Here is a 19,317-nt window from a genome sequence, read left to right as displayed (position 1 = left end):
AAATTAGTTTAATAAGTGATCTTCAATAAGATCACGCACTTGTATTGCCGTAATTTTCTGATGATTATCACCCATTACATGATTACTAATGAAAATGGGGAAATCCTCAATATCTTCAGTTAATCTCCCATGAGAACCTTTTATTAAAGTTGCATCAATAGGAATTATATCCATCACAGTTCTAAAGCCCATTTTCTTTTTAAGAAGTTTACCCACCACTTTCGCCATCACCAATTTATCTTTTGGATCTGTCATCATTTCAACAGGATCATAACCAGGCTTTTTATGAATGTCTACCATTCGTGCATAGTCGGGAGCTTTTGAATCATCTAACCAAAAGTAGTATGTAAACCAAGAATCTTTATCTGCAATTACCACAATATCTCCACAGCGTTCATGATTTATATGATGGGTTTTTAAATCATCACCATAAAGAACTTTTTCAACACCTTCAACTGATTTTATAATTTGCGCTACACGTGCAATGTCTTTTGAATCTTTGCAATATACATGCGCTATTTGATGGTCTGCAACTGCAAAAGCATCACTCTCACCAGCATCCAAGAGCTCTAAGCCTCTTTCTTCACGCACGACAATCATACCTTCCCTTCTTAATACTCTATTAAGATGAACAGGTCTGTTTACATTTGTAATTCCGTATTCCGAAAGCAAAATTACCCTAGCATTCAATGCTTCATAATGCTTTACTAATTGCTCAACAACAGTATCTATTTCTTGAAGGTCTTGTGAAATGATTTCAAAATCAAGACCATATCGCTGCAAATTATAATCTAAGTGAGGAAGGTAAATCAATGTCAAATCTGGATTATGCTTTTTGTCTGTCAACAAAGCGGCATCGGCTATCCATTTAGAGGAATTGATAGTTGTTTTAGGTCCCCAAAATTCGAACAAAGGAAACGTACCCAAGGCTTTTTGCATATCATCTCGTAATTGTGGAGGATATGAATAAACATCAGGGATTTTTCTTCCGTCTGCCAAATAATTTGGTCTTGGGGTAATGCTAAAATCTACATTAGAATACATATTGTACCACCAAAAATGATTGGCACAGGTAAAATCAGGATACTTTTCCTTTAGATCATCCCAAAGTTTAGGTTGCTGTACCAATTTATTGGACTGTCGCCAAAACTTAACTTCACATTCATCTTTAAAATACCAGCCATTACCCACAATACCATGTTCTGCCGGCCATTTACCTGTAACATATGTAGATTGCACTGTGCAGGTAACCCCTGGCAATACAGGCTCAATATAAAGAGCTTCACCTTTTTCTAAAAACGATTCTATAAACGGAGTATGCTCACCTATCAACCGTTTCGTTAACCCAACTACATTTATGACTACCGTTTTTTTCATGCTACATGTGTGATTTAAACCACTCTATTTCTCTTATTATGGATACTGTTAAATCTTGTTTCAAATCTGTAGGCAAAACATCCCATGTATAAGTTTCGATTTCTAAATGTTCAGATACCGAATTAGATTTAATGAAATCTATCGTCTTTAAAATATGATCTTGTGTTGAAAACAACTCTCCATATATTTCCAAGAAAATGGGAACATGATAATGCGCTCGAAGTTCTTTATGATTTCTTTCTCCATCTAAAACTAATGGCAAATCACTGTATGTTTTTACTTTACCATCTATTTTCTCAGTGACTTGGTGTAAATAGGTAGGCTCATTAAATTGAGATAATTCTTTCCAAATACGCTCATTGTCCTTCCTATTAAATATAATTTTAAGAGCTGCGCTTACTTGAATTTTACCAACTCTTATATTTTCTTTTTTAAACTTGGCAAACGTATCTTCCGGCTCTTCATATGCTAAAGAAAAATGGCAAATGTCATAACAAACGGTCAGATACTTTTTAATTACCGCTTCAGCTTCTTCTTGCCCTAAACCCAGTTCTTTCTTAAAATACTCAACCCCTAAAGGCAGTAAATAGTTTGTATAAAAAGATACTACTTCATCACTATTTTCTAGCAAACCATCTGGCTCAGGTTCTATATCTAGATGTAAATATTTTCCGGTACTTTTCTCTAATTCAAGTAATTGCTTAGCAACTTCTAGCATATTTTTAGCACCAATCTCAAATGCATTTTGAGTATCGCTTTCCGTCTCATGCCAATATTTATAAGTAATTGGTGAGGTTGAAATTCCACCATTCAATCCATCAGGCAATAATTCTGATAATTGGCGAAACAATCGTTTTGTATAAGTCAGACGTTTATCTGTTGTCCAATCAGGAGCGTGTACCATATCTTTTACACGTTCATCATGAAAATTACCATAAGGAAATCCGTTCATGGTAAAAACGTATACATTATTTTCTGATAGCCACTTTTTGAAATTGAACAAGTTATCCCCAATTTCTAGTTCTTCACTAGCCTTATTGGATAAACGTAGCCCTAGACCAAATGGTTGATCTTTTGAAACCTTATGCTTTATAGCGGGTACATGTTTTTTTATACTATCAAAAGTACTTTTCCAATCTTGACCAGGATGAATATTGGTACAATAAGTTAAGTGAAGATTCTCCTTTATTTGCATTGTTTTAATTTAATGCGAATTGATGATTCAATTTTAAAATAGCTTGGGCCATCAGCTCCATATCAATAGTATGGACATCGTGCTTCACACCTAAATCAGAAATTAAGGTAATTGTCAATTGACCACCTAAATGCTCTCTAAACTCCTCTATACCATCTAACAAGGATTGAATCTCGTTAGAACTTTCAACAGGGAGTGTGAGATCAAAACCTATAGAAATCATTACATCTAAAATATGTTGTAAATCTGCCTCTGAAATTAAACCTGTTAATTGGGCATAAGTTACATCTAGGGCTATTCCTTTTGCTACCGCTTCACCATGTCGTAATTCATAATTAGTCATGAATTCCATTTTGTGGGCAGCCCAATGTCCAAAATCTAAAGGTCTAGATGAACCAGATTCAAATGGGTCACCACCTTGGGCAATATGCTGCATATGCATTTCTGCACATTTATAAATTACATATTGCATTGGTTCCATTTCCCTATGCTTTAGCTTTGTAGCATTGTCAGAAATATATTCAAAGAACGATTTATCTTTTATCAACGCAACCTTTATTGCTTCAGAAATACCTGAAATCCAATCACGTTGCTCTAAAGTTTTTAAAAAATTGCTATCATTTATAATCGCGTATGGCGGTGCAAATGTTCCTAAGAAATTTTTCTTTTTAAAAGCATTTACGCTATTCTTTACCCCAACCGCAGAATCATTCTGAGATAGCACTGTAGTAGGTATTCTAATCAATTTAACGCCTCTATGTGCAATTGCAGCAGCATAACCAACCATATCAATCACTGCACCACCTCCAATTACTACAACAAATGAATGACGACAGATTTTGTTATCATTTACTCCCTTTAAAACGGATTCAACAGCTTCATCACTATTCTTAACTTGCTCTCCACCAGGTAACACCAAAGCACTTGTATACTTTATAGTCTGTTGATGTTTTTCACAATATGCCGAAATTTGATTTATTAAAGCTGGGTGATGATTTTTTACTCCATCATCTATAACGAAAAGTAATTTTACGGGTTCAAAATCTTTGTAATCCGCTATTAATTTTTCAAATAAAGGATTCTCCAAAGAAAATAATCCAGAAGTAAAATACAATTGATAATCATATTGTACTTTAAAAGACTGTTTTATAGGTTGTAATTGCATATGAATTTATGTTACTGCAAATAATTTAGACAAAAGCATTGATAATGGTAAAAGCAACAAAACTGCCAATGCTAAGTACCAATCTGAAAAACCAGCTACCCAGCATGCGTTCATGACAACAAGTGACAAAACACCAGACATAACCGCTTTTTTGATATTGCTTGGTGAATTTTCTTTAAAAGCCTTTACTAATGGCTTGAAAATTAAAAATCCGAACAATATTAGAAACGGTAATAACACTATTAGATTGTCTTTCTGTTGCATTACAACTAACGCAATAGACAGTATAACTATTGCATACAAAATACCTGCCCAAACAATGTGTTTTTTATTGTTTCCATGAACTTCTCCTCTGCTTATTAAAGTAATAGCAAAAATATATACTACCGGAACAATTGAAATGTACCAATGAGAGAGCGTTCCTAAAATAGACATACCCATTAGCAAATTCAATCCACGACAGATTCCCATATTTAAAGGACCTGAAAATGAAAATTGTTTAAAGTATGCATCGTAAGTTAATATCGCTATTGTCAAAGCAATTGATATTAGCCCCGACAACAAACTACATTTAAAAGCCAATGTTATACCTATTAGCATTAAAATAATTCCAAAATAAACCGCTTCCCTCTTAGGAACAAGTCCGCTAGGTATTGCCCTTTCCGGTCTTTCAACAGCATCTAACTCTGCATCAAAAACATCATTGAATACAACACCACCTGCGTAGAGTGCTATAGAAGAGAACACCAATGACAAAATATCAGCACTCTGATCTTCAAGAAATTTAAGTACTTCAATATTTTTAAGATATAAAGCTATAGCAGTACCTGCCAAAATATCTGCCGCTGCAGTTGGCAAATTTGCGGGTCTTGCCAAACGAGCAAAACCCATTAATTTCTCCTTCATCCTAAGTAATTTGGTCTTCGTCTATTCGTGGTTTCTGACCTCTTAAAACACTATTATCATTAAATAATTGCGATTGATTAATGCTATCTGGTTGTAGCCAATGTGCCTCTTTCATTTTTCCATTCTTACTAAAAGCATCCAAGGCATTTTGATAACAAGTCTTTCTTACATCTTCCATTGAAATACCTCTTTTCAACATCAAAGAAGCTGTTTTTGGCACAGCCAAAGGATCACTAACGCCCCAATCTGCTGAACTATCTACAATTATATTAGAGCTTCCATATTTTTTAACAACCTCAACCATACGTTCATTTCCCATTTTAGTTTTAGGGTAAATTGTAAATGCAGCTATAAATCCACGATCTAAAACTTCTTTAACCGTTTCTTCGTTATTATGATCTATAATTACATTTGCAGGGTCTAAACCATGTTCTAAGCAAACTTCCATGCTTTTGATAGTACCGGCTTTTTTATCTCGGTGCGGAGTATGAACTTGTACGGTCATATCCAATTCTTTGGCCATATCCAACTGCATTCTAAAAAACTTATCTTCTGCAGGCGTTTGGTCGTCATATCCTATCTCCCCTATAGCTACAACATTTTCTTTATGTAAGTATAAAGGCAACAGCTCAATTACTTGCTCTGCCAATGCTTCATTATTGGCTTCTTTAGAATTTAAACCTATTGTACAATAGTGCTTTATACCAAATTGACTAGCTCTAAAAGGTTCCCAACCTACTAGACTACTAAAGTAATCTTGAAAAGAACCAACTTGGGTTCTAGGCTGACCTAACCAAAAAGAAGGTTCTATTATTGCTACTACCCCCGCAGCTGCCATTGCCTCATAATCATCCGTGGTTCTTGACGTCATGTGTACATGCGGGTCAATAATCATCATTTTATCTTCCATTCTTTTATTGTTTAATCGTTTTCCAATTAATTTGCCCGTCTGCCACTTTATGTTTCAACTCCGGCTTATTATTTAAAAGTGCTATTGCTTTATCATTTTCTGAATAATAACAACATAACGCACCTGATTTATTCTCAATCACATCTTCACTTTCAAGAAGCGTATTCATGTCATTTAAAAGTTCTTCATTCAAAAATTTTGAAACAGGTCGCCAAAACATCGGATCTATTTTTCTAGAGGCCGCCCATCTTTCATGAGCATAATCTGATATAATTCTAGTAAGATCTTCATTTGCCCTTTCATCAACAGACTCTATTTGCGAAAGATCGCGCTCCATAAATGCGGCCTTTAAATACATTTGATTCCACTGTTGATCATTAAAGTATTTTGCCGGATATGGATTATTCAACGAAATTGCATCAAAAATTATTGCAATATTGGTACGTAATGCCTCTACTGCAGTTTGCTTATAGGCTTCAGGGTTAGGTAATAAAACCAAATATTTCAAAAATGTTTCCAATTCACCAGTATCAGCTACCTGAATAATATTAGCCACCTTAGGTGTATAAAATTCTATGTCTTCGCTTAGAACTTCTGACAATAGATATATACGTGCTACCTGTAGAATATTTGCTTTATGTGCATTAAAATAGCGTGAGCTATCATTATCTAAATCATCGAACGAAATAGGCTTTGATGCACTAAATTTGACATTCAAAAGACTATAGGTCATAAATAAATCTTTTGACGATTTATTCCCTGCCATCTTTTCAATTTTATCTTTCAACCAAGCAATACTTTCTGGCTTACCGTATTTGATTACTATATTCTGGATATCTTCTCGATTGTGCATTTTATAATAAAGATTGACTTTACTTCAAAAATAATTATTATTCATCAGTAAGTTGTGCAGGTTCTTAATTATAATTGGTGAGGTCTTCAAAATCTTTCTAATTTTGAAAAAAAGTAAACTATGCTAGGCTTAAAATTACCAACCGATCCAAGATGGGTAAATATTGTTGAGAAAAATATTGATGAAATACTTACAGACCATGCTTATTGTGAACAAAAAGCTGCTAGTACAGCTATCTCTTTGATTGTATCTTTTCCTGAATATACTGAACTTGTTGAGGAAATGGTAGCTTTATCAAGAGAGGAAATGGGGCACTTTAAAATGGTACATGACCTTATTTTAAAACGCGGCAATACATTAGGAAGAGACCGTAAGGATGATTACGTTATTGAATTAATTAAATTTTTTCCTAAAGGTGGTAGCAGAACTACACAATTGGTTCATAGATTATTATATGCCGGTTTAATCGAGGCACGCAGCTGTGAACGTTTTAGATTACTTTCTGAAGAATTGGAAGACAAAAAATTAGCCGACTTCTATCATAAATTAATGATAAGTGAAGCCGGCCATTATACGATGTTCTTAAAATTTGCCCGTAAATATGGGGAATTAGAAGAGGTTAATAAGAAATGGAACAGTCTTTTGGAATATGAAGCCCAAATCATGAAAAATTTAGGTACAAAAGAATCTATTCACGGTTAACCTATTCATTGGATTCTAAACTTTTTAAGTAATAGTTATAGGTCTCAAATTGTGATCGTATTTTAGGTATCGATGTTTTACGGTATGCATTGTCTTGCGCCATATTAAAAACACGAGCCTTTGTATTATCCCTCCAACAGATATCATAAGTTTCCATTAATTCCTTTTTAATATCCTCATCATAAATTGGACAACCTACTTCTACCCTATAATCTAGATTTCTTGTCATCCAATCTGCAGATGATATGTATATTTTTGGATCACCTCCATTTGCAAAAGCAAACAACCTTGTATGTTCTAAAAATTTGTCAACAACACTAATCGCTTCTATGTTTTCACTCATGCCCTCAACACCTGGTATTAAGCAACATATACCTCTTATGATCAACTGGATCTTTACCCCCGCCCTACTAGCTTCATACAACTTATCTACCATCTTATAAGAGGTGAAACTGTTCATCTTTATTTTAATGTAAGCTTCTTTTCCCTGCTTAGCATTAGCGATTTCATTATCTATTAATTTTATGAAAGCATTTTTAGTGTAATGCGGAGAAACTATAAGATGCTTGTATTTATTGATTTTGTACGTTGTTTCAAAGAAATCAAATACTTTGTTCAATTCCTTTAAAATTGGATCATACGCTGTAAACAAGGTATAATCCGTATAAATTCTTGCTGTAGATTCATTAAAATTACCAGTACTTACAAAACCATATCGCTTTAATGAGTCGCCTTCTTCACGCTCAATTAAACATATCTTACTATGCACTTTTAAACCCGGTACACCAAAAATCAACTTTACCCCTTCAGCTTGAAGTTGTTCGGCATATTCAATGTTTGCTTGCTCATCAAAACGAGCTTGTAACTCAATTTGTACCGTAACCTGCTTACCATTTTTAACTGCATTAATCAATGATGCCGCTATTTGAGAATTACTTGCCAGTCTATAAACCGTAATTTTAATTGTACGCACCTTAGGATCAAGTGCCGCTTCTCGTAAAAATTTTAAAATATAGGTAAAGGTGTGGTAAGGAGTGTATTGCAGATAATCTTTTTTTGCAATGCTTTCTAAAATACTTCCTTCTACACTTAAACCTTTTACTGGTAACGCTGTTATTTTATCATACAATAGGTCTTTTCTCCCTAAACTAGGAAACCCCATATAATCTCTGCGGTTATGATATCTACCACCTGGTATTACACTATCCGTATCTTCAATATTCATTTTTTCCTTTAGAAAAGTCAATGTATCTCTACTGATACTTTTATCATATACAAAACGTACCGGATCACCCGTTTTTCTATGCTCTACACTAGAAGATATTTTCTCAATAAAACTCTTACTTAGATCATTATCAATATCAAGTTCTGCATCTCTAGTAATCTTTATCATGTGAGCAGATATCGAATCGTATTCGAACATGGTAAAAATATTGTCTAAGCAATATCTAATTAAGTCATCTAAGATGATGATAAAGCTCTTATCACCTTCGTCTGGTAATACAACAAAACGGTCTATTCCTTTAGGAATTTCAATTAAAGCATATCGTTTCTCCTTTTCACTTTCTTCACTTTTAATTACCATTTTAACTGCTAAATACGCAGCAGTATCTTTTAAGGTCGGAAAACGAGTAAGATCATTTAATATAATGGTCATCAACTGTGGACTAACCTCTTTTAAGAAATATGCCTTCACAAATTCCTTTTGGTTTTCGTTCAGTTCTGTTTCCTTGATGATAAAAATGTTCTTACCCTCAAGTTCATGCTCTATTCTTCTAAGTATGGTTAAACTCTTGGTTTGCTGCTCAATTACAATATTCGTAATCTCCTCTAAAAGATCTTTAGCCTTCTCACCACCCAAAACGCTCTTTCCTGTTTTACCAGCCTCTACAATACGCTTTACAGTTGCATAACGCACTTTAAAAAATTCATCTAGGTTGTTAGAGAAAATACCTAAAAAACGAAGTCTTTCAATTAAAGGCACGTTCTTATCTGCGCTTTCTTGTAAAACACGCTCATTAAACCATAACCAACTTATTTCTCTATTTACGTATTGATTGTTATTTTTTATCATGCTTTTAGTTGCTTCGGAAAAATGGTTTGTATTGTTGAGCCTTTTGAAATGGAAGCCCAAGAATCTTCGTTAAATTTTATATGCACCAACCCACTTGTAGGTACATTATCTATATGCTTGTCACCTAATGAATTAGCTAAATAGGTAAAGGTATGATTGTGACCGAATAAAAGTACATTCTCTAATTTATTATCTAAACCCTGAATAAGTTCAAGCACTTTTTCTCCAGAAAAATCATATAAATCTTCTACTATACTACAATTTTCTAAAGGATAATTTAATGCTCTTAAACATATCATACAAGTGTGAAAAGCCCTATTTGCCGGACTCGTGAAAACACAATCTATTTTTAAATTTTTACTTTTAAGCTCATTACCCACTAATTGGGCATCAATGATACCTCTTTGTAATAATGCCCTATCTTGATCACTTACATTAAGTTCCCATGAAGATTTACCATGGCGCATTAAAAATAGATTCTTCATATTGTATATTTAAGGAGCCAAACGATCCATTTTCCAGTCAAAATCTTCGGTTAATGTATAACGAATACGGTCATGCAACCTATTTGGTCTTCCCTGCCAAAACTCCATTGAAACCGGTCTTACCAAATAACCACCCCAATGTTCTGGTCTTTTAATTTCTTTTCCGCTATACTCTTTTTCTAATTGTGAAAGTTTGTCTTCTAAAACGCCTCTTGATTCTATGACCGTACTTTGTTCAGAAACTAATGCACCTAACTTACTACCGTCTGGTCTAGATTCAAAATAACCATCAGACAGATTTTTTGCTAACTTTTCAGCAGTACCTTTTATTATAATTTGGCGTTCTAAACTCGGCCAAAAAAATGAGAGACAAATTTTAGGGTTTTCACTTAACGCCCTTCCTTTTTCACTGTTGTAATTAGTGTAAAATATAAAACCTTCATGGGTATACTTTTTAAGAAGAACTACTCTACTTTTTGGAAAACCATCTAAACCTACAGTTGAAACCGTCATGGCGTTAGGTTCATCTACTCCATCTGATTTTTCGACCTCGTAAAACCAAGTCTGGAATAGCTGAATAGGATTGTCAGATATACTGTCTTCCATCAACGCACTTTTCTCGTATGATTTTCTGTAATCGCCTAAATCTTTCTGCATCATTTTCGTGTTAAAAACAAGATAAACAAAGTTCTAAAAAGAAAGGAAAATAAATGGTATAAAAATGGATTAAAACATCTAAAAATCGAAAGTCTTTCCGTCATCGGCAAGCAGAACATTTGGAAAAACAGTAGACGCTTCTTCTTTAAAAAGTTCTATAGATTTATAACGCGTAGAATAATGACCTAACACTAAGGTTTTTACGTTAGCATCTTTAGCTACTTTTGCAGCTTGTTTAGCTGTGGCATGCTTTGTTTTAGTCGCTAAATCTGCCTCTGACTCTAAAAAGGTGGCCTCATGATACAAAATATCAATATCCTTAATTTTAGCTGCTAAACTTTCATCATAAATAGTATCACTACAAAAGGCATATGATTTTGGTGCTGGCGGATCAAAAGTCAATTCCTTATTATCAACTACCTTACCATTATCTAAAGTTATGTTCTTGCCATTCTTTATGTTATGATAATAAGCTTTGTCTATTCCGTACGCCTCTGCCGCATCAATATTCAACTTTCTTTTACCTATTTTTTCACTAAACAAAAAACCGTTTGTATACACCCTATGATCTAATGGAATAGTAGTTACAGATATCTTTTCGTCTTCGAAAACAAGCTCAGATTCTTTGCTGGACAATTCATGAAATAGTAACGGATAATTAGTCCAAGAATCTCCTAATTTTAGAAGTAATGTAATTGCCTCCTTTATTCCCTTAGGCCCATAAACATGAAGTTCCTTTTCTCTACCCAACAACCGCATGGTGGAAATAAAACCTGGAAGACCAAAAAAATGGTCTCCATGAAGGTGAGAAATAAAAATGTGGTTAATTCTAGAGAACTTAATTTTATGCCGTCTTAATTCTACTTGCGTACCTTCTCCACAATCAATCAATACAATATGGTTATTAATTTCAAGAACTTGAGATGTAGGATTCGTAAGTGTTCTTGGTGTTGCAGCATAGCAACCCAATACGGTAAGGCGCATATTATCTAAGTTCTAAATTATTTAAGTCTATACAATTACAGACCTAAATCACGTTCTATTTCTTCCATTTCAATTAAATCCCTAGCTTCTTGAAGTGTAGGCACTAAATTGATTTCTTCTGGCACATCATCGTAAGATACCTTATCGGACACCAAAACAAATGACTGTTCATTCTTTTTATGTTTTCTAGATATTTCTAAAAATGAAATAACATTGTACGGAGTTAATTTAGAGAAACCCAATAAATCTACCACCAAGTTATCATTCTTCAACTTAGCGTATTCGTTTTCCAAATTCTGCAAAAAACGTTCAATTGAAATTTCTTCTTGAGAAACTATAATCAACGACCCTTCTTTAGTAAAAATCATATCATTTAATTTTAGATGCTAACAAATAAATAACCGCCATACGTATCGCGACACCGTTTTCAACTTGATTCAAAATTATAGATTGTTTTGAATCTGCAACATCACTCGTAATTTCAACGCCCCTGTTTATAGGACCTGGGTGCATGATTACAATTTCTTTATCCAAGCTATCCAATAGCTTTTTATTTACTCCAAATTGCTGGGTATATTCTCTGGTAGTTGGAAAATAACTAATATCCAATCTTTCGTTTTGTATACGTAACATATTAGCCACATCGCACCATTCTAAGGCTTTTCTAAGATCAGTCTCTACGCCTACTCCTAAAGAATCTATATATTTAGGTAACAATGTTTTAGGACCGCATACTTTAACATTTGCTCCTTGTAATTTTAAGGCGAAAATATTTGACAGCGCTACTCTTGAGTGAAGAATATCTCCCACAATTACCACGTTTTTCCCAGCAACATCTCCTAGTTTCTCTCGAATGGAATATGAATCTAATAACGCCTGTGTTGGATGCTCATGAGCTCCATCACCTGCATTTACAATAGACGCGTTTACATGTTTAGATAGAAATATACCTGCTCCAGGATTTGGATGCCGCATAACAACCATATCTACTTTCATAGACAAAATGTTATTTACAGTATCTATCAATGTTTCACCTTTCTTTACAGAAGATTGACTGGCGGAAAAATTAAGTACATCTGCAGAGAGTCGTTTTTCAGCTAGCTCAAACGATAATTTAGTTCTTGTACTGTTTTCAAAAAATATATTGGCAATTGTAATATCTCGTAGCGAAGGAACTTTTTTAATCGAACGATTGATCACTTCTTTAAAATGATCGGCAGTTTCAAAAATAAGCTGAATATCGGTTTCCTTTAGATACTTAATTCCCAATAAGTGTTTCACACTCAGTTCGCTCATTTTCTTATCTATTTACTAAATATATAATATCTTCTCCATCATTTTCTTTCCACATCACCTTTACCTTTTCATCATTTATAGCATCTACCTGTCGCCCTCTATAATTTGGTTGTATTGGTAAATGTCTACTAAATCTGCGGTCTATTAAGCATAATAACTCTACATCTTTAGGCCTACCAAAAGATTGTAAGGCTGTTAATGCAGCATTTATACTTCTACCGGTATATAGAACATCATCAATTAAGACCACATTCTTATCTTCTACTAAAAAATCAATTTTTGTTTTTGTAGCCTCTAAGGTTTTATCACCTCTTCTAAAATCGTCTCTATAAAAAGTAATATCCAAGAAACCAACATCTATATGCTTTACCTTATATTCTTCTTTAAGAATTTTGGTTAAGCGCTGAGCAAGAAATTTACCTCTTGGCTGTATACCTATTAAAACCGTATTATCAAAATTCAAATGGGTTTCAAGAAGCTGACAAGCCAAACGATGCAGGATGATATTTATTTCTTTGGAAGAGAGTAAAACTTTTTCGCTCATAATAGGCACCCGTGCTTTAGCTTAACAAAAATAGATAATTCTATCTAAACTATGACAGGTAAAATTAGGAAGTAAACCTGAAAAATATAATTCAAGTTTTTAAATGCGCTACTACAATCCTAAAATGGAGAAAAATGCCTCTTTATGACTTTCACCTATAGGTATGCGCATATCATTAATGACAATTCTATTACGTTGAACGGTCTTAATATAATTTACATTAACAACGTAAGACTTATGCACTCTAAGAAATTGGTTTGCAGGTAATTTGCTCATAATCTCCTTAAAGCTCATTAACGTTAAAATGGTTTTATTGGTATTGGCTATATGAATTTTCAAATAATCTTTTAACCCCTGTACATATTCAATCTGGTCAAGATCTATTTTAATACTTTCGTATTCAGCCTTAACAAAAATGAACTTTTTTTCTACTGAATTATCGCCGGTCGATGAGAATACGTTTGCTTCCATAATAGGTGTTTGTTTTTTAGAAATTAAATCTTGTACTCTAGACACCGATTTTATAAAACGATGGTACGGTATTGGTTTTACTAAATAATCTACAGCGTTTAACTCAAACCCATCTACAGCGTATTGAGAATATGCCGTTGTAAATATGAACAAAGGTTTGTTATCTAAAGTGCCCATAAAATCTATTCCATTTATTTGAGGCATCTCTATATCACAGAATATTAAATCGATTTTCTTCTCTTTTATTTCTGCAATAGCATCTAACGGATTGGTATATGTGTTTACCAATTCTATAAAATCTAACTTTTCGCAGTATCCCGATAGTATTTCGATCGCTAATGGCTCATCATCTATAATAATACATTTCATAAGCTAGATTGTTTTTGATAAATAGTTAATGATACTTCGTAATCTTTTCCATCGTTATCAACTTCAAGATTATGCAACCCAGGGTAGATTAACTCTAACTGGTTTCTAATATTCTCCAAACCAATTCCAGAATTTTTTGTAGGTTCTCTAAAAATTCCAATTTTATTTTTTACGTTCAAAAAAACAGAAGTATCCGTAATGGTCAGGGTAATTTTCACATAGGTTTTCCCTTTATAGTCGGTACCATATTTAAATGCATTTTCTATAAAGGAAATAAACAATAGTGGTGGAACTGCCCTACCCCTATCTTCACCTGTTATTTTTAAGCAAACATTCTCACTATCAGATAAACGTAAACGCTGTAACTGAATGTAACTTTTAATATAGTCTATCTCTTTATTTAGAGGCACCAAATCTTTGTCTGCCTCGTAAATCATATACCTCATTAACTCAGACAAATCAACTATAGCTTCTGAAGTATCGGGTGATTTTTTTACCGAAAGTGCATAAATGGTATTAAGAGTATTAAATAAAAAATGAGGATTTAGTTGTGCTTTTAAAAATTGTAATTCAGATTTAATATTTTCCTTCTCAACCGATAATCGTAAATTCTCATTTCTTTTCCACTCTACATACATTTTTAAAATAGCACTAATGACATAAGGTATACCAAGACTTACAAATGACCTATAAATTGGTATATACCCAAAATCTCTCGGAGGTTTTCTACCTAAAAAAAAATTTTCTGGAAATTTTGGCTCATAGAAATGATTTAACGCTACTACTGATATTATCAATAAACCCAACGAAACCATTAAGTATATAAAAACACTCTTTCGCAATAAATATACGGGCACTAAATAGAAATAATTGAAATAAAAAAGAACAAGGATAACAAGTAACTTTGGAAAAACATCTGAAGGAATTGGTCTTTCATTATTTAAAATAGGATAAAAAGTTAGCCCGTATAACAAAATCCATATACTTATATGAACTACTATTTGAACTCTATTTTTAATAATTGATTTCATATAGAAATTAGTGACTTACTGCAGTAGAAATATTCAATTCTGCTAAATCTGACGGCAATAAAACTGGCGACTTTCCATCTTCCAATTTTGAGATTACTAGACCTGCCGTTTTAAGAGCTTCCTTTTTGGTAACAAACTTCTGTTTACCAGGAAAACCAGGGATAAACTTTTGTAAAATCACTATTTTCTCTCCTTTCATAATCTGATAACCATAACCATCATTTAAATCTACAATCTGACTATGAAATGTGTGATCATTATTAGTTAATGGCTGATTATAAATTGAGTACCCAAAGCCTAGTGCCAAAAATAACACAATAACAACCCAATATTTTGCAGTAGAAATCATAAATAAATGTTTAAAAATGGGCCAATCCACACAGATTGACCCAAAAAATTAACAATTGCACTCACTATGAAAAATTAATCTTCCTCTTCGTATTCATCAAGAGGAAAGAATTCATCTAAATCATCTAAGTATAAAGTACCTGTTCTACCCATACCTATAAACACACGACTACCATTAGAAAAAGCAATCGCATCTTGTCTTGTAGCCCCTTCAAACGAAGTTTTTTGATCCCATTCATCTGAAGAAGGGTCGTATTCCCATACAGTGTTAGTTGCACCGCCTAATTCACCACAGGCTATATAACCGTATCCGTTTACCGTAAATCCTACAGCGTTGCTTCTTTCTACAGCATACTCATCTTCCTCATCCAAGTCTAACTTCTTTGTCCAGCTTTCTGTTGTAGGGTCAAATACCCAAAAATCATCTAAGTAAACTCCGTTAGAAACACCGGTACCCAAATACACCAAACCATCTATTGTAAATGTGGTTGCCGATCTTCGTTTGTTTCCCCCAAAACCTACTAATTCTACCCATGTATCATTTGCAGGGTTATATTTCCAGAAATCTTTTCTATCATTCTCACCATCATAACCAGTTCCCACAAAGCCAAAACCATTTGCACCAAAACCAACCGCACTTCTTCTTGCTGTTGGTAAAGAAGCAATCTCGGTCCATGTGTTGGTTGCCGTATTATAACTATAGAAATCAGTTAATTCATCAACACCGTCATAACCAGAACCTATATAACCAGTACCATCTACTTCAAAACCTACCGCTGCGTTTCTGGCAACACCAGGAAAATCCGCTTTCTGTGACCAGTAGTCTCCCTCTATATCATAAGCCCAAAATGAAGCTAAATAATCATCCCCGTCATAACCTACTCCCATGTAACCAACATTGTCAATAGTAAATCCAGAAACACTACTTCTAGCACTGCCATCAAAAACAGACTTATCTACCCAGTTGCCTAAATCGTCATCGTCATCATCACTTGAACAACTTGTAATTACCATGGCCATTAATGCCATTCCAGTAATCTTGTACACATACGATTTTCTTTTATTCATTATTTTTTGTTTAAAGGTTCTTTCTTTTCTGGTTCAAATCTACTAGAGACCTTAGTGTCCAAAAAACACAATAGATTAAGGTTGGTTTTTAACATACCAAACCCAGTTTTTCATCTACCAACACAAACATTTCATTAATAGTTTAAATAACTGAGTTCATCCCTTAACATTGGGGATTCGTCTATTCAGGTTTTTACAACCGTACTTGGTATTTAGTTTTGATAAAAATTAAATTCTAAATGAAGGTGTTCCTAAACAAAGTACGTGCGCTCTACATCATAATGTTTGGCGGTTTCCTCTCTATTGCTGTAATATCTTGTAGCAGTGAAATATATAATGATTCAGAATTTGTAGCTGGTGAAACGTTTACAGACAGTAATATTCGTCTTATACTGGTTGATACATTGACGGTCAGTACTTCTACCATGAAGTTTGATAGTATTACCACTTCTGAATCTACTAGAATACTTACCGGTAAATACACAGACTCCGTTTTTGGATCCATAACAGCATCTAGCTACATGCAGTTTTTACCAGAAACCTACACTATTGACAGTGAAGCCGAATTTGATAGTATTGTTATGGTATTAGGGTATGATAAGTATTATTACAATGACACACTACAGAAGAACACAATACACATTAAAAAAATAAACGAAAACTTAAAGCCTGAAAGCGATGATTACTTCTACAATACTAGTAACATTGGCTATGATGAAGATGATTTAGGTTTTTTAGAATACTACCCAAGACCATTGGCTGGAGATTCAATTACTATTACCCTTGTTGATGATTTTGGTACAGATGTATTCTCTAGACTACAAGAAAAAAACATTGTAAATTCTGATGAGTATAGAGATTACTTTAAAGGAATTGGTATTGTACCAGATGACACCGATAATGGTTCTATTATTGGCTTTTCTAAATCTTCCGAAAACACTTATCTACGTTTATATTTTAGTACAGATACAGCAGATGAATCTGTGCAAGAATATATGGACATTCAAATAAATGCAACAACATCCCCTATTCCATTTTTTAATAAAATTACGGCAGATGATCCTATTGCCCCTCTGCAAACGCTTACCAATAGCAAAGTAAATTTAGAAAGTGCCGACTCTAACAACCAAAGCTTTATAGAATCTGGTATAGGTATAGCCATGCGTGTACAGTTTCCACATATTAACAGCCTTTATGACATACCTGGTAATGGAACAATACTGGATGGCGTTCTTAAAATAAAACCTGTTGCACAGTCTTATGACGACCATTTAAAGCTTAGAGACACGCTTGCCGTATACGTTGTTGACCAGAACAATAATTTGACGGAAACCTTAACCTCTACATCTTACGCCATTCTTAACAGAGACAATCAAGAATTCAATGACATCTATTATGAAATATCGCTGGCTTATTATTTGGAAGAATTACAATTAAAAGACAGAGATATAGATGATGCATTAATATTACTTCCTATAGATTATAATTCTTCTGTTGATCGATTTATTATGAGTGGAAATGGAAATGGCGAAAACGAAACAATTTTAGAATTAACATACGGTATATACGATGAAGATTAATCAAATTATATTTAGTACAATCACCTTATTAGTAATAGGCTCTCAATATATTTTTGCCCAGTCCGAGGCATTAACGAGTTCTCCATATTCATTATATGGTTTAGGGGTTATTAACCAAACCAGCATTGGCAAATTCAATAGTTTGGGCTACAGCGGTATTGGGATAAAATCGCCCTATGAACTTAATAACTTAAATCCTGCTAACTACGCATTGGTTCCACAGAATTCATTTTTATATGATATTGGGGTAACAGGTGAATATAATAATTACAGTAATTCATCTGCCTCCGAAGGAAAATCGAATGTCAATTTCTCAAATCTTGCATTCGGATTTAGAGTAATGGAAAATTTAGGCGCAGGTATTACGATGACACCCTATAGTGACGTTGGATACTCTATTCTGGGAGTTAGCAGTAATATAGAAGGTTCAACAGAAAGTTTTGAAAGTAACATTACAGGATTGGGCGGTCTAAACGAAATTAAACTTAATGTTGGTTACTCACTTACACCTAAACTAAGACTTGGCTTAAGTGCTTCGTTTTTATTTGGAAATATTGAAGAAACCGAATCTTTTATTTACAGTTCCACCACATTTGAATCTATAGAAAAAACCAACTATAGTGGGGCGAGACTAGGCTTTGGATTTCAATATGACATCAATGACAGAATTACTATTGGTGGTACTGCACAATTACCAACAAGTTTAAATGGTAACCTTAAAAGATCTGTAAATAAATCCCTTTCTGGAATAGATATTTCAGTTGAAGATGAAAGTTCTGATTATGTTTCAGATTTTAAACTACCCTTAGAACTTGGGTTTGGGATGAGTATAAAACCTATAGAAGAGATAACTTTTAGTGCAGATTACAAGAAAAACTTCTGGACAGACACCGATCAATCTGAAAATATTGGCAACTATCAAGACCAAGATATTTATGCATTTGGATTAGAATACCTTCAAGACCCTTCTAGTTATAAGTATGGTCAAAGAATAAGCTACAGATTGGGCTACAATTATGATAATGGATATTTAGCCATTGGCGATAGTAAAGTAGAAGGTTACAATTTTACTGCAGGTGTTGGTATACCTACAAGCAGAGGCACGCATTCAATGATTAACCTATCATATAGTTATGGCTCTAAAGGATTATTACAAAACGTTCTAGTCAAAGAAAACTACCACCTTATTACATTAAACCTAAGCTTAGAAGATTTATGGTTTGTGAAGAGAAAAATCAATTAGTAAAAGACAGCGAATAGAAATTATACAAAGTCCTATTCATTTTAAATTCTCCACTAGTA

General features: G+C 33.7%; 20 protein-coding genes. 3 read left to right on the top strand and 17 right to left on the bottom strand.

Annotated elements, in window-relative coordinates:
* Nucleotides 1-3: 3 nt before the first annotated feature.
* From BM296_RS18585 to BM296_RS18560, 6 genes are read right to left on the bottom strand one after another with little or no spacing between them, the layout of a single operon-like run.
* The gene (locus BM296_RS18585) at nt 4-1,377 is read right to left on the bottom strand and encodes an alkaline phosphatase family protein (RefSeq protein WP_091905558.1); all 1,374 of its coding nucleotides are present in this window, start codon (nt 1,375-1,377) and stop codon (nt 4-6) included.
* A 1-nt stretch (nt 1,378) separates the two neighbouring features.
* Nucleotides 1,379-2,572 carry a metabolite traffic protein EboE gene (gene eboE / locus BM296_RS18580; RefSeq protein WP_091905555.1) on the bottom strand — a complete coding sequence of 398 codons (1,194 nt, stop codon included), beginning with the start codon at nt 2,570-2,572 and terminating at the stop codon, nt 1,379-1,381.
* Between the two features lie 4 nt (nt 2,573-2,576).
* A complete protein-coding gene (locus BM296_RS18575) occupies nt 2,577-3,737 on the bottom strand; it encodes a 3-dehydroquinate synthase (protein ID WP_091905552.1) in 1,161 nt (386 codons plus the stop codon).
* A gap of 6 nt (nt 3,738-3,743) precedes the next feature.
* Nucleotides 3,744-4,643: a UbiA-like protein EboC gene (gene eboC, locus BM296_RS18570; RefSeq protein WP_091905550.1), complete on the bottom strand. Its 900-nt coding sequence runs from the start codon at nt 4,641-4,643 to the stop codon at nt 3,744-3,746.
* A gap of 1 nt (nt 4,644) precedes the next feature.
* Nucleotides 4,645-5,553, bottom strand: a complete 909-nt coding sequence (locus BM296_RS18565) for a TatD family hydrolase (protein ID WP_027067724.1) — start codon at nt 5,551-5,553, stop codon at nt 4,645-4,647.
* A gap of 4 nt (nt 5,554-5,557) precedes the next feature.
* On the bottom strand, nt 5,558-6,406 hold the full coding sequence (locus BM296_RS18560) for an EboA domain-containing protein (RefSeq protein WP_091905547.1): 849 nt from the start codon (nt 6,404-6,406) through the stop codon (nt 5,558-5,560).
* A gap of 120 nt (nt 6,407-6,526) precedes the next feature.
* Here BM296_RS18560 and miaE point away from each other — a divergent pair, with 120 nt between their 5' ends.
* Nucleotides 6,527-7,108 (top strand): MiaE family protein, encoded by a 582-nt coding sequence (miaE, locus tag BM296_RS18555; RefSeq protein WP_027067726.1) that lies wholly within the window; start codon nt 6,527-6,529, stop codon nt 7,106-7,108.
* 1 nt (nt 7,109) lies between these two features.
* Here the strand turns inward: miaE and ppk1 are convergent, their stop codons facing one another.
* The 11 genes from ppk1 to BM296_RS18500 all read right to left on the bottom strand — a co-directional run bounded on the left by ppk1 (nt 7,110) and on the right by BM296_RS18500 (nt 16,435).
* Nucleotides 7,110-9,182, bottom strand: coding sequence for a polyphosphate kinase 1 (ppk1, locus tag BM296_RS18550; RefSeq protein WP_027067727.1), 2,073 nt, complete (start codon nt 9,180-9,182; stop codon nt 7,110-7,112).
* A complete protein-coding gene (locus BM296_RS18545) occupies nt 9,179-9,667 on the bottom strand; it encodes a SixA phosphatase family protein (protein WP_091905544.1) in 489 nt (162 codons plus the stop codon). The genes ppk1 and BM296_RS18545 overlap by 4 nt, the downstream gene beginning before the upstream one ends.
* A gap of 9 nt (nt 9,668-9,676) precedes the next feature.
* The gene (pdxH, locus tag BM296_RS18540; protein WP_091905606.1) at nt 9,677-10,324 is read right to left on the bottom strand and encodes a pyridoxamine 5'-phosphate oxidase; all 648 of its coding nucleotides are present in this window, start codon (nt 10,322-10,324) and stop codon (nt 9,677-9,679) included.
* A gap of 78 nt (nt 10,325-10,402) precedes the next feature.
* The gene (locus BM296_RS18535; protein ID WP_091905541.1) at nt 10,403-11,308 is read right to left on the bottom strand and encodes a ribonuclease Z; all 906 of its coding nucleotides are present in this window, start codon (nt 11,306-11,308) and stop codon (nt 10,403-10,405) included.
* Between the two features lie 35 nt (nt 11,309-11,343).
* Entirely contained in the window at nt 11,344-11,676 is a 333-nt protein-coding gene (locus BM296_RS18530; RefSeq protein ID WP_091905538.1) for a ribonuclease Z, read from the bottom strand.
* 1 nt (nt 11,677) lies between these two features.
* Entirely contained in the window at nt 11,678-12,604 is a 927-nt protein-coding gene (locus BM296_RS18525; RefSeq protein WP_027067732.1) for an aspartate carbamoyltransferase catalytic subunit, read from the bottom strand.
* 4 nt (nt 12,605-12,608) lie between these two features.
* The gene (pyrR, locus tag BM296_RS18520; protein WP_091905535.1) at nt 12,609-13,148 is read right to left on the bottom strand and encodes a bifunctional pyr operon transcriptional regulator/uracil phosphoribosyltransferase PyrR; all 540 of its coding nucleotides are present in this window, start codon (nt 13,146-13,148) and stop codon (nt 12,609-12,611) included.
* Nucleotides 13,149-13,259: 111 nt separating this feature from the next.
* On the bottom strand, nt 13,260-13,988 hold the full coding sequence (locus tag BM296_RS18515) for a LytR/AlgR family response regulator transcription factor (RefSeq protein WP_091905533.1): 729 nt from the start codon (nt 13,986-13,988) through the stop codon (nt 13,260-13,262).
* Nucleotides 13,985-15,019 (bottom strand): sensor histidine kinase, encoded by a 1,035-nt coding sequence (locus BM296_RS18510; protein ID WP_027067735.1) that lies wholly within the window; start codon nt 15,017-15,019, stop codon nt 13,985-13,987. The genes BM296_RS18515 and BM296_RS18510 overlap by 4 nt, the downstream gene beginning before the upstream one ends.
* A 7-nt stretch (nt 15,020-15,026) precedes the next feature.
* A complete protein-coding gene (locus BM296_RS18505; protein ID WP_051638368.1) occupies nt 15,027-15,368 on the bottom strand; it encodes a DUF4907 domain-containing protein in 342 nt (113 codons plus the stop codon).
* Nucleotides 15,369-15,442: 74 nt separating this feature from the next.
* Complete coding sequence (locus tag BM296_RS18500; protein ID WP_091905530.1) at nt 15,443-16,435, bottom strand: Kelch repeat-containing protein; 993 nt, start codon at nt 16,433-16,435, stop codon at nt 15,443-15,445.
* Between the two features lie 239 nt (nt 16,436-16,674).
* Here BM296_RS18500 and BM296_RS18495 point away from each other — a divergent pair, with 239 nt between their 5' ends.
* Both BM296_RS18495 and BM296_RS18490 read left to right on the top strand, forming a co-directional pair.
* Entirely contained in the window at nt 16,675-18,015 is a 1,341-nt protein-coding gene (locus BM296_RS18495; protein ID WP_081819474.1) for a DUF4270 family protein, read from the top strand.
* Nucleotides 18,005-19,258: a BamG family beta-barrel-assembly machinery protein gene (locus BM296_RS18490; RefSeq protein WP_027067738.1), complete on the top strand. Its 1,254-nt coding sequence runs from the start codon at nt 18,005-18,007 to the stop codon at nt 19,256-19,258. Before BM296_RS18495 ends, BM296_RS18490 begins: the two co-directional genes overlap by 11 nt.
* The last annotated feature ends 59 nt before the right edge of the window (nt 19,259-19,317 follow it).

Origin of the sequence: Maribacter stanieri (assembly GCF_900112245.1) — a bacterium.
Taxonomy (GTDB): domain Bacteria; phylum Bacteroidota; class Bacteroidia; order Flavobacteriales; family Flavobacteriaceae; genus Maribacter; species Maribacter stanieri.
The sequence above is the reverse complement of the archived record's forward strand: the minus strand, read 5'-3'. Positions and strand labels throughout refer to the sequence as shown.

Excerpts from the sequence above, each read along its gene's own strand:
- BM296_RS18585 (WP_091905558.1), bottom strand. The coding sequence starts at position 1,377 with ATGAAAAAAACGGTAGTCATAAATGTAGTTGGGTTAACGAAACGGTTG.
- eboE (WP_091905555.1), bottom strand. The coding sequence starts at position 2,572 with ATGCAAATAAAGGAGAATCTTCACTTAACTTATTGTACCAATATTCAT.
- BM296_RS18575 (WP_091905552.1), bottom strand. The coding sequence starts at position 3,737 with ATGCAATTACAACCTATAAAACAGTCTTTTAAAGTACAATATGATTAT.
- eboC (WP_091905550.1), bottom strand. The coding sequence starts at position 4,643 with ATGAAGGAGAAATTAATGGGTTTTGCTCGTTTGGCAAGACCCGCAAAT.
- BM296_RS18565 (WP_027067724.1), bottom strand. The coding sequence starts at position 5,553 with ATGGAAGATAAAATGATGATTATTGACCCGCATGTACACATGACGTCA.
- BM296_RS18560 (WP_091905547.1), bottom strand. The coding sequence starts at position 6,406 with ATGCACAATCGAGAAGATATCCAGAATATAGTAATCAAATACGGTAAG.
- miaE (WP_027067726.1), top strand. The coding sequence starts at position 6,527 with ATGCTAGGCTTAAAATTACCAACCGATCCAAGATGGGTAAATATTGTT.
- ppk1 (WP_027067727.1), bottom strand. The coding sequence starts at position 9,182 with ATGATAAAAAATAACAATCAATACGTAAATAGAGAAATAAGTTGGTTA.
- BM296_RS18545 (WP_091905544.1), bottom strand. The coding sequence starts at position 9,667 with ATGAAGAATCTATTTTTAATGCGCCATGGTAAATCTTCATGGGAACTT.
- pdxH (WP_091905606.1), bottom strand. The coding sequence starts at position 10,324 with ATGCAGAAAGATTTAGGCGATTACAGAAAATCATACGAGAAAAGTGCG.
- BM296_RS18535 (WP_091905541.1), bottom strand. The coding sequence starts at position 11,308 with ATGCGCCTTACCGTATTGGGTTGCTATGCTGCAACACCAAGAACACTT.
- BM296_RS18530 (WP_091905538.1), bottom strand. The coding sequence starts at position 11,676 with ATGATTTTTACTAAAGAAGGGTCGTTGATTATAGTTTCTCAAGAAGAA.
- BM296_RS18525 (WP_027067732.1), bottom strand. The coding sequence starts at position 12,604 with ATGAGCGAACTGAGTGTGAAACACTTATTGGGAATTAAGTATCTAAAG.
- pyrR (WP_091905535.1), bottom strand. The coding sequence starts at position 13,148 with ATGAGCGAAAAAGTTTTACTCTCTTCCAAAGAAATAAATATCATCCTG.
- BM296_RS18515 (WP_091905533.1), bottom strand. The coding sequence starts at position 13,988 with ATGAAATGTATTATTATAGATGATGAGCCATTAGCGATCGAAATACTA.
- BM296_RS18510 (WP_027067735.1), bottom strand. The coding sequence starts at position 15,019 with ATGAAATCAATTATTAAAAATAGAGTTCAAATAGTAGTTCATATAAGT.
- BM296_RS18505 (WP_051638368.1), bottom strand. The coding sequence starts at position 15,368 with ATGATTTCTACTGCAAAATATTGGGTTGTTATTGTGTTATTTTTGGCA.
- BM296_RS18500 (WP_091905530.1), bottom strand. The coding sequence starts at position 16,435 with ATGAATAAAAGAAAATCGTATGTGTACAAGATTACTGGAATGGCATTA.
- BM296_RS18495 (WP_081819474.1), top strand. The coding sequence starts at position 16,675 with ATGAAGGTGTTCCTAAACAAAGTACGTGCGCTCTACATCATAATGTTT.
- BM296_RS18490 (WP_027067738.1), top strand. The coding sequence starts at position 18,005 with ATGAAGATTAATCAAATTATATTTAGTACAATCACCTTATTAGTAATA.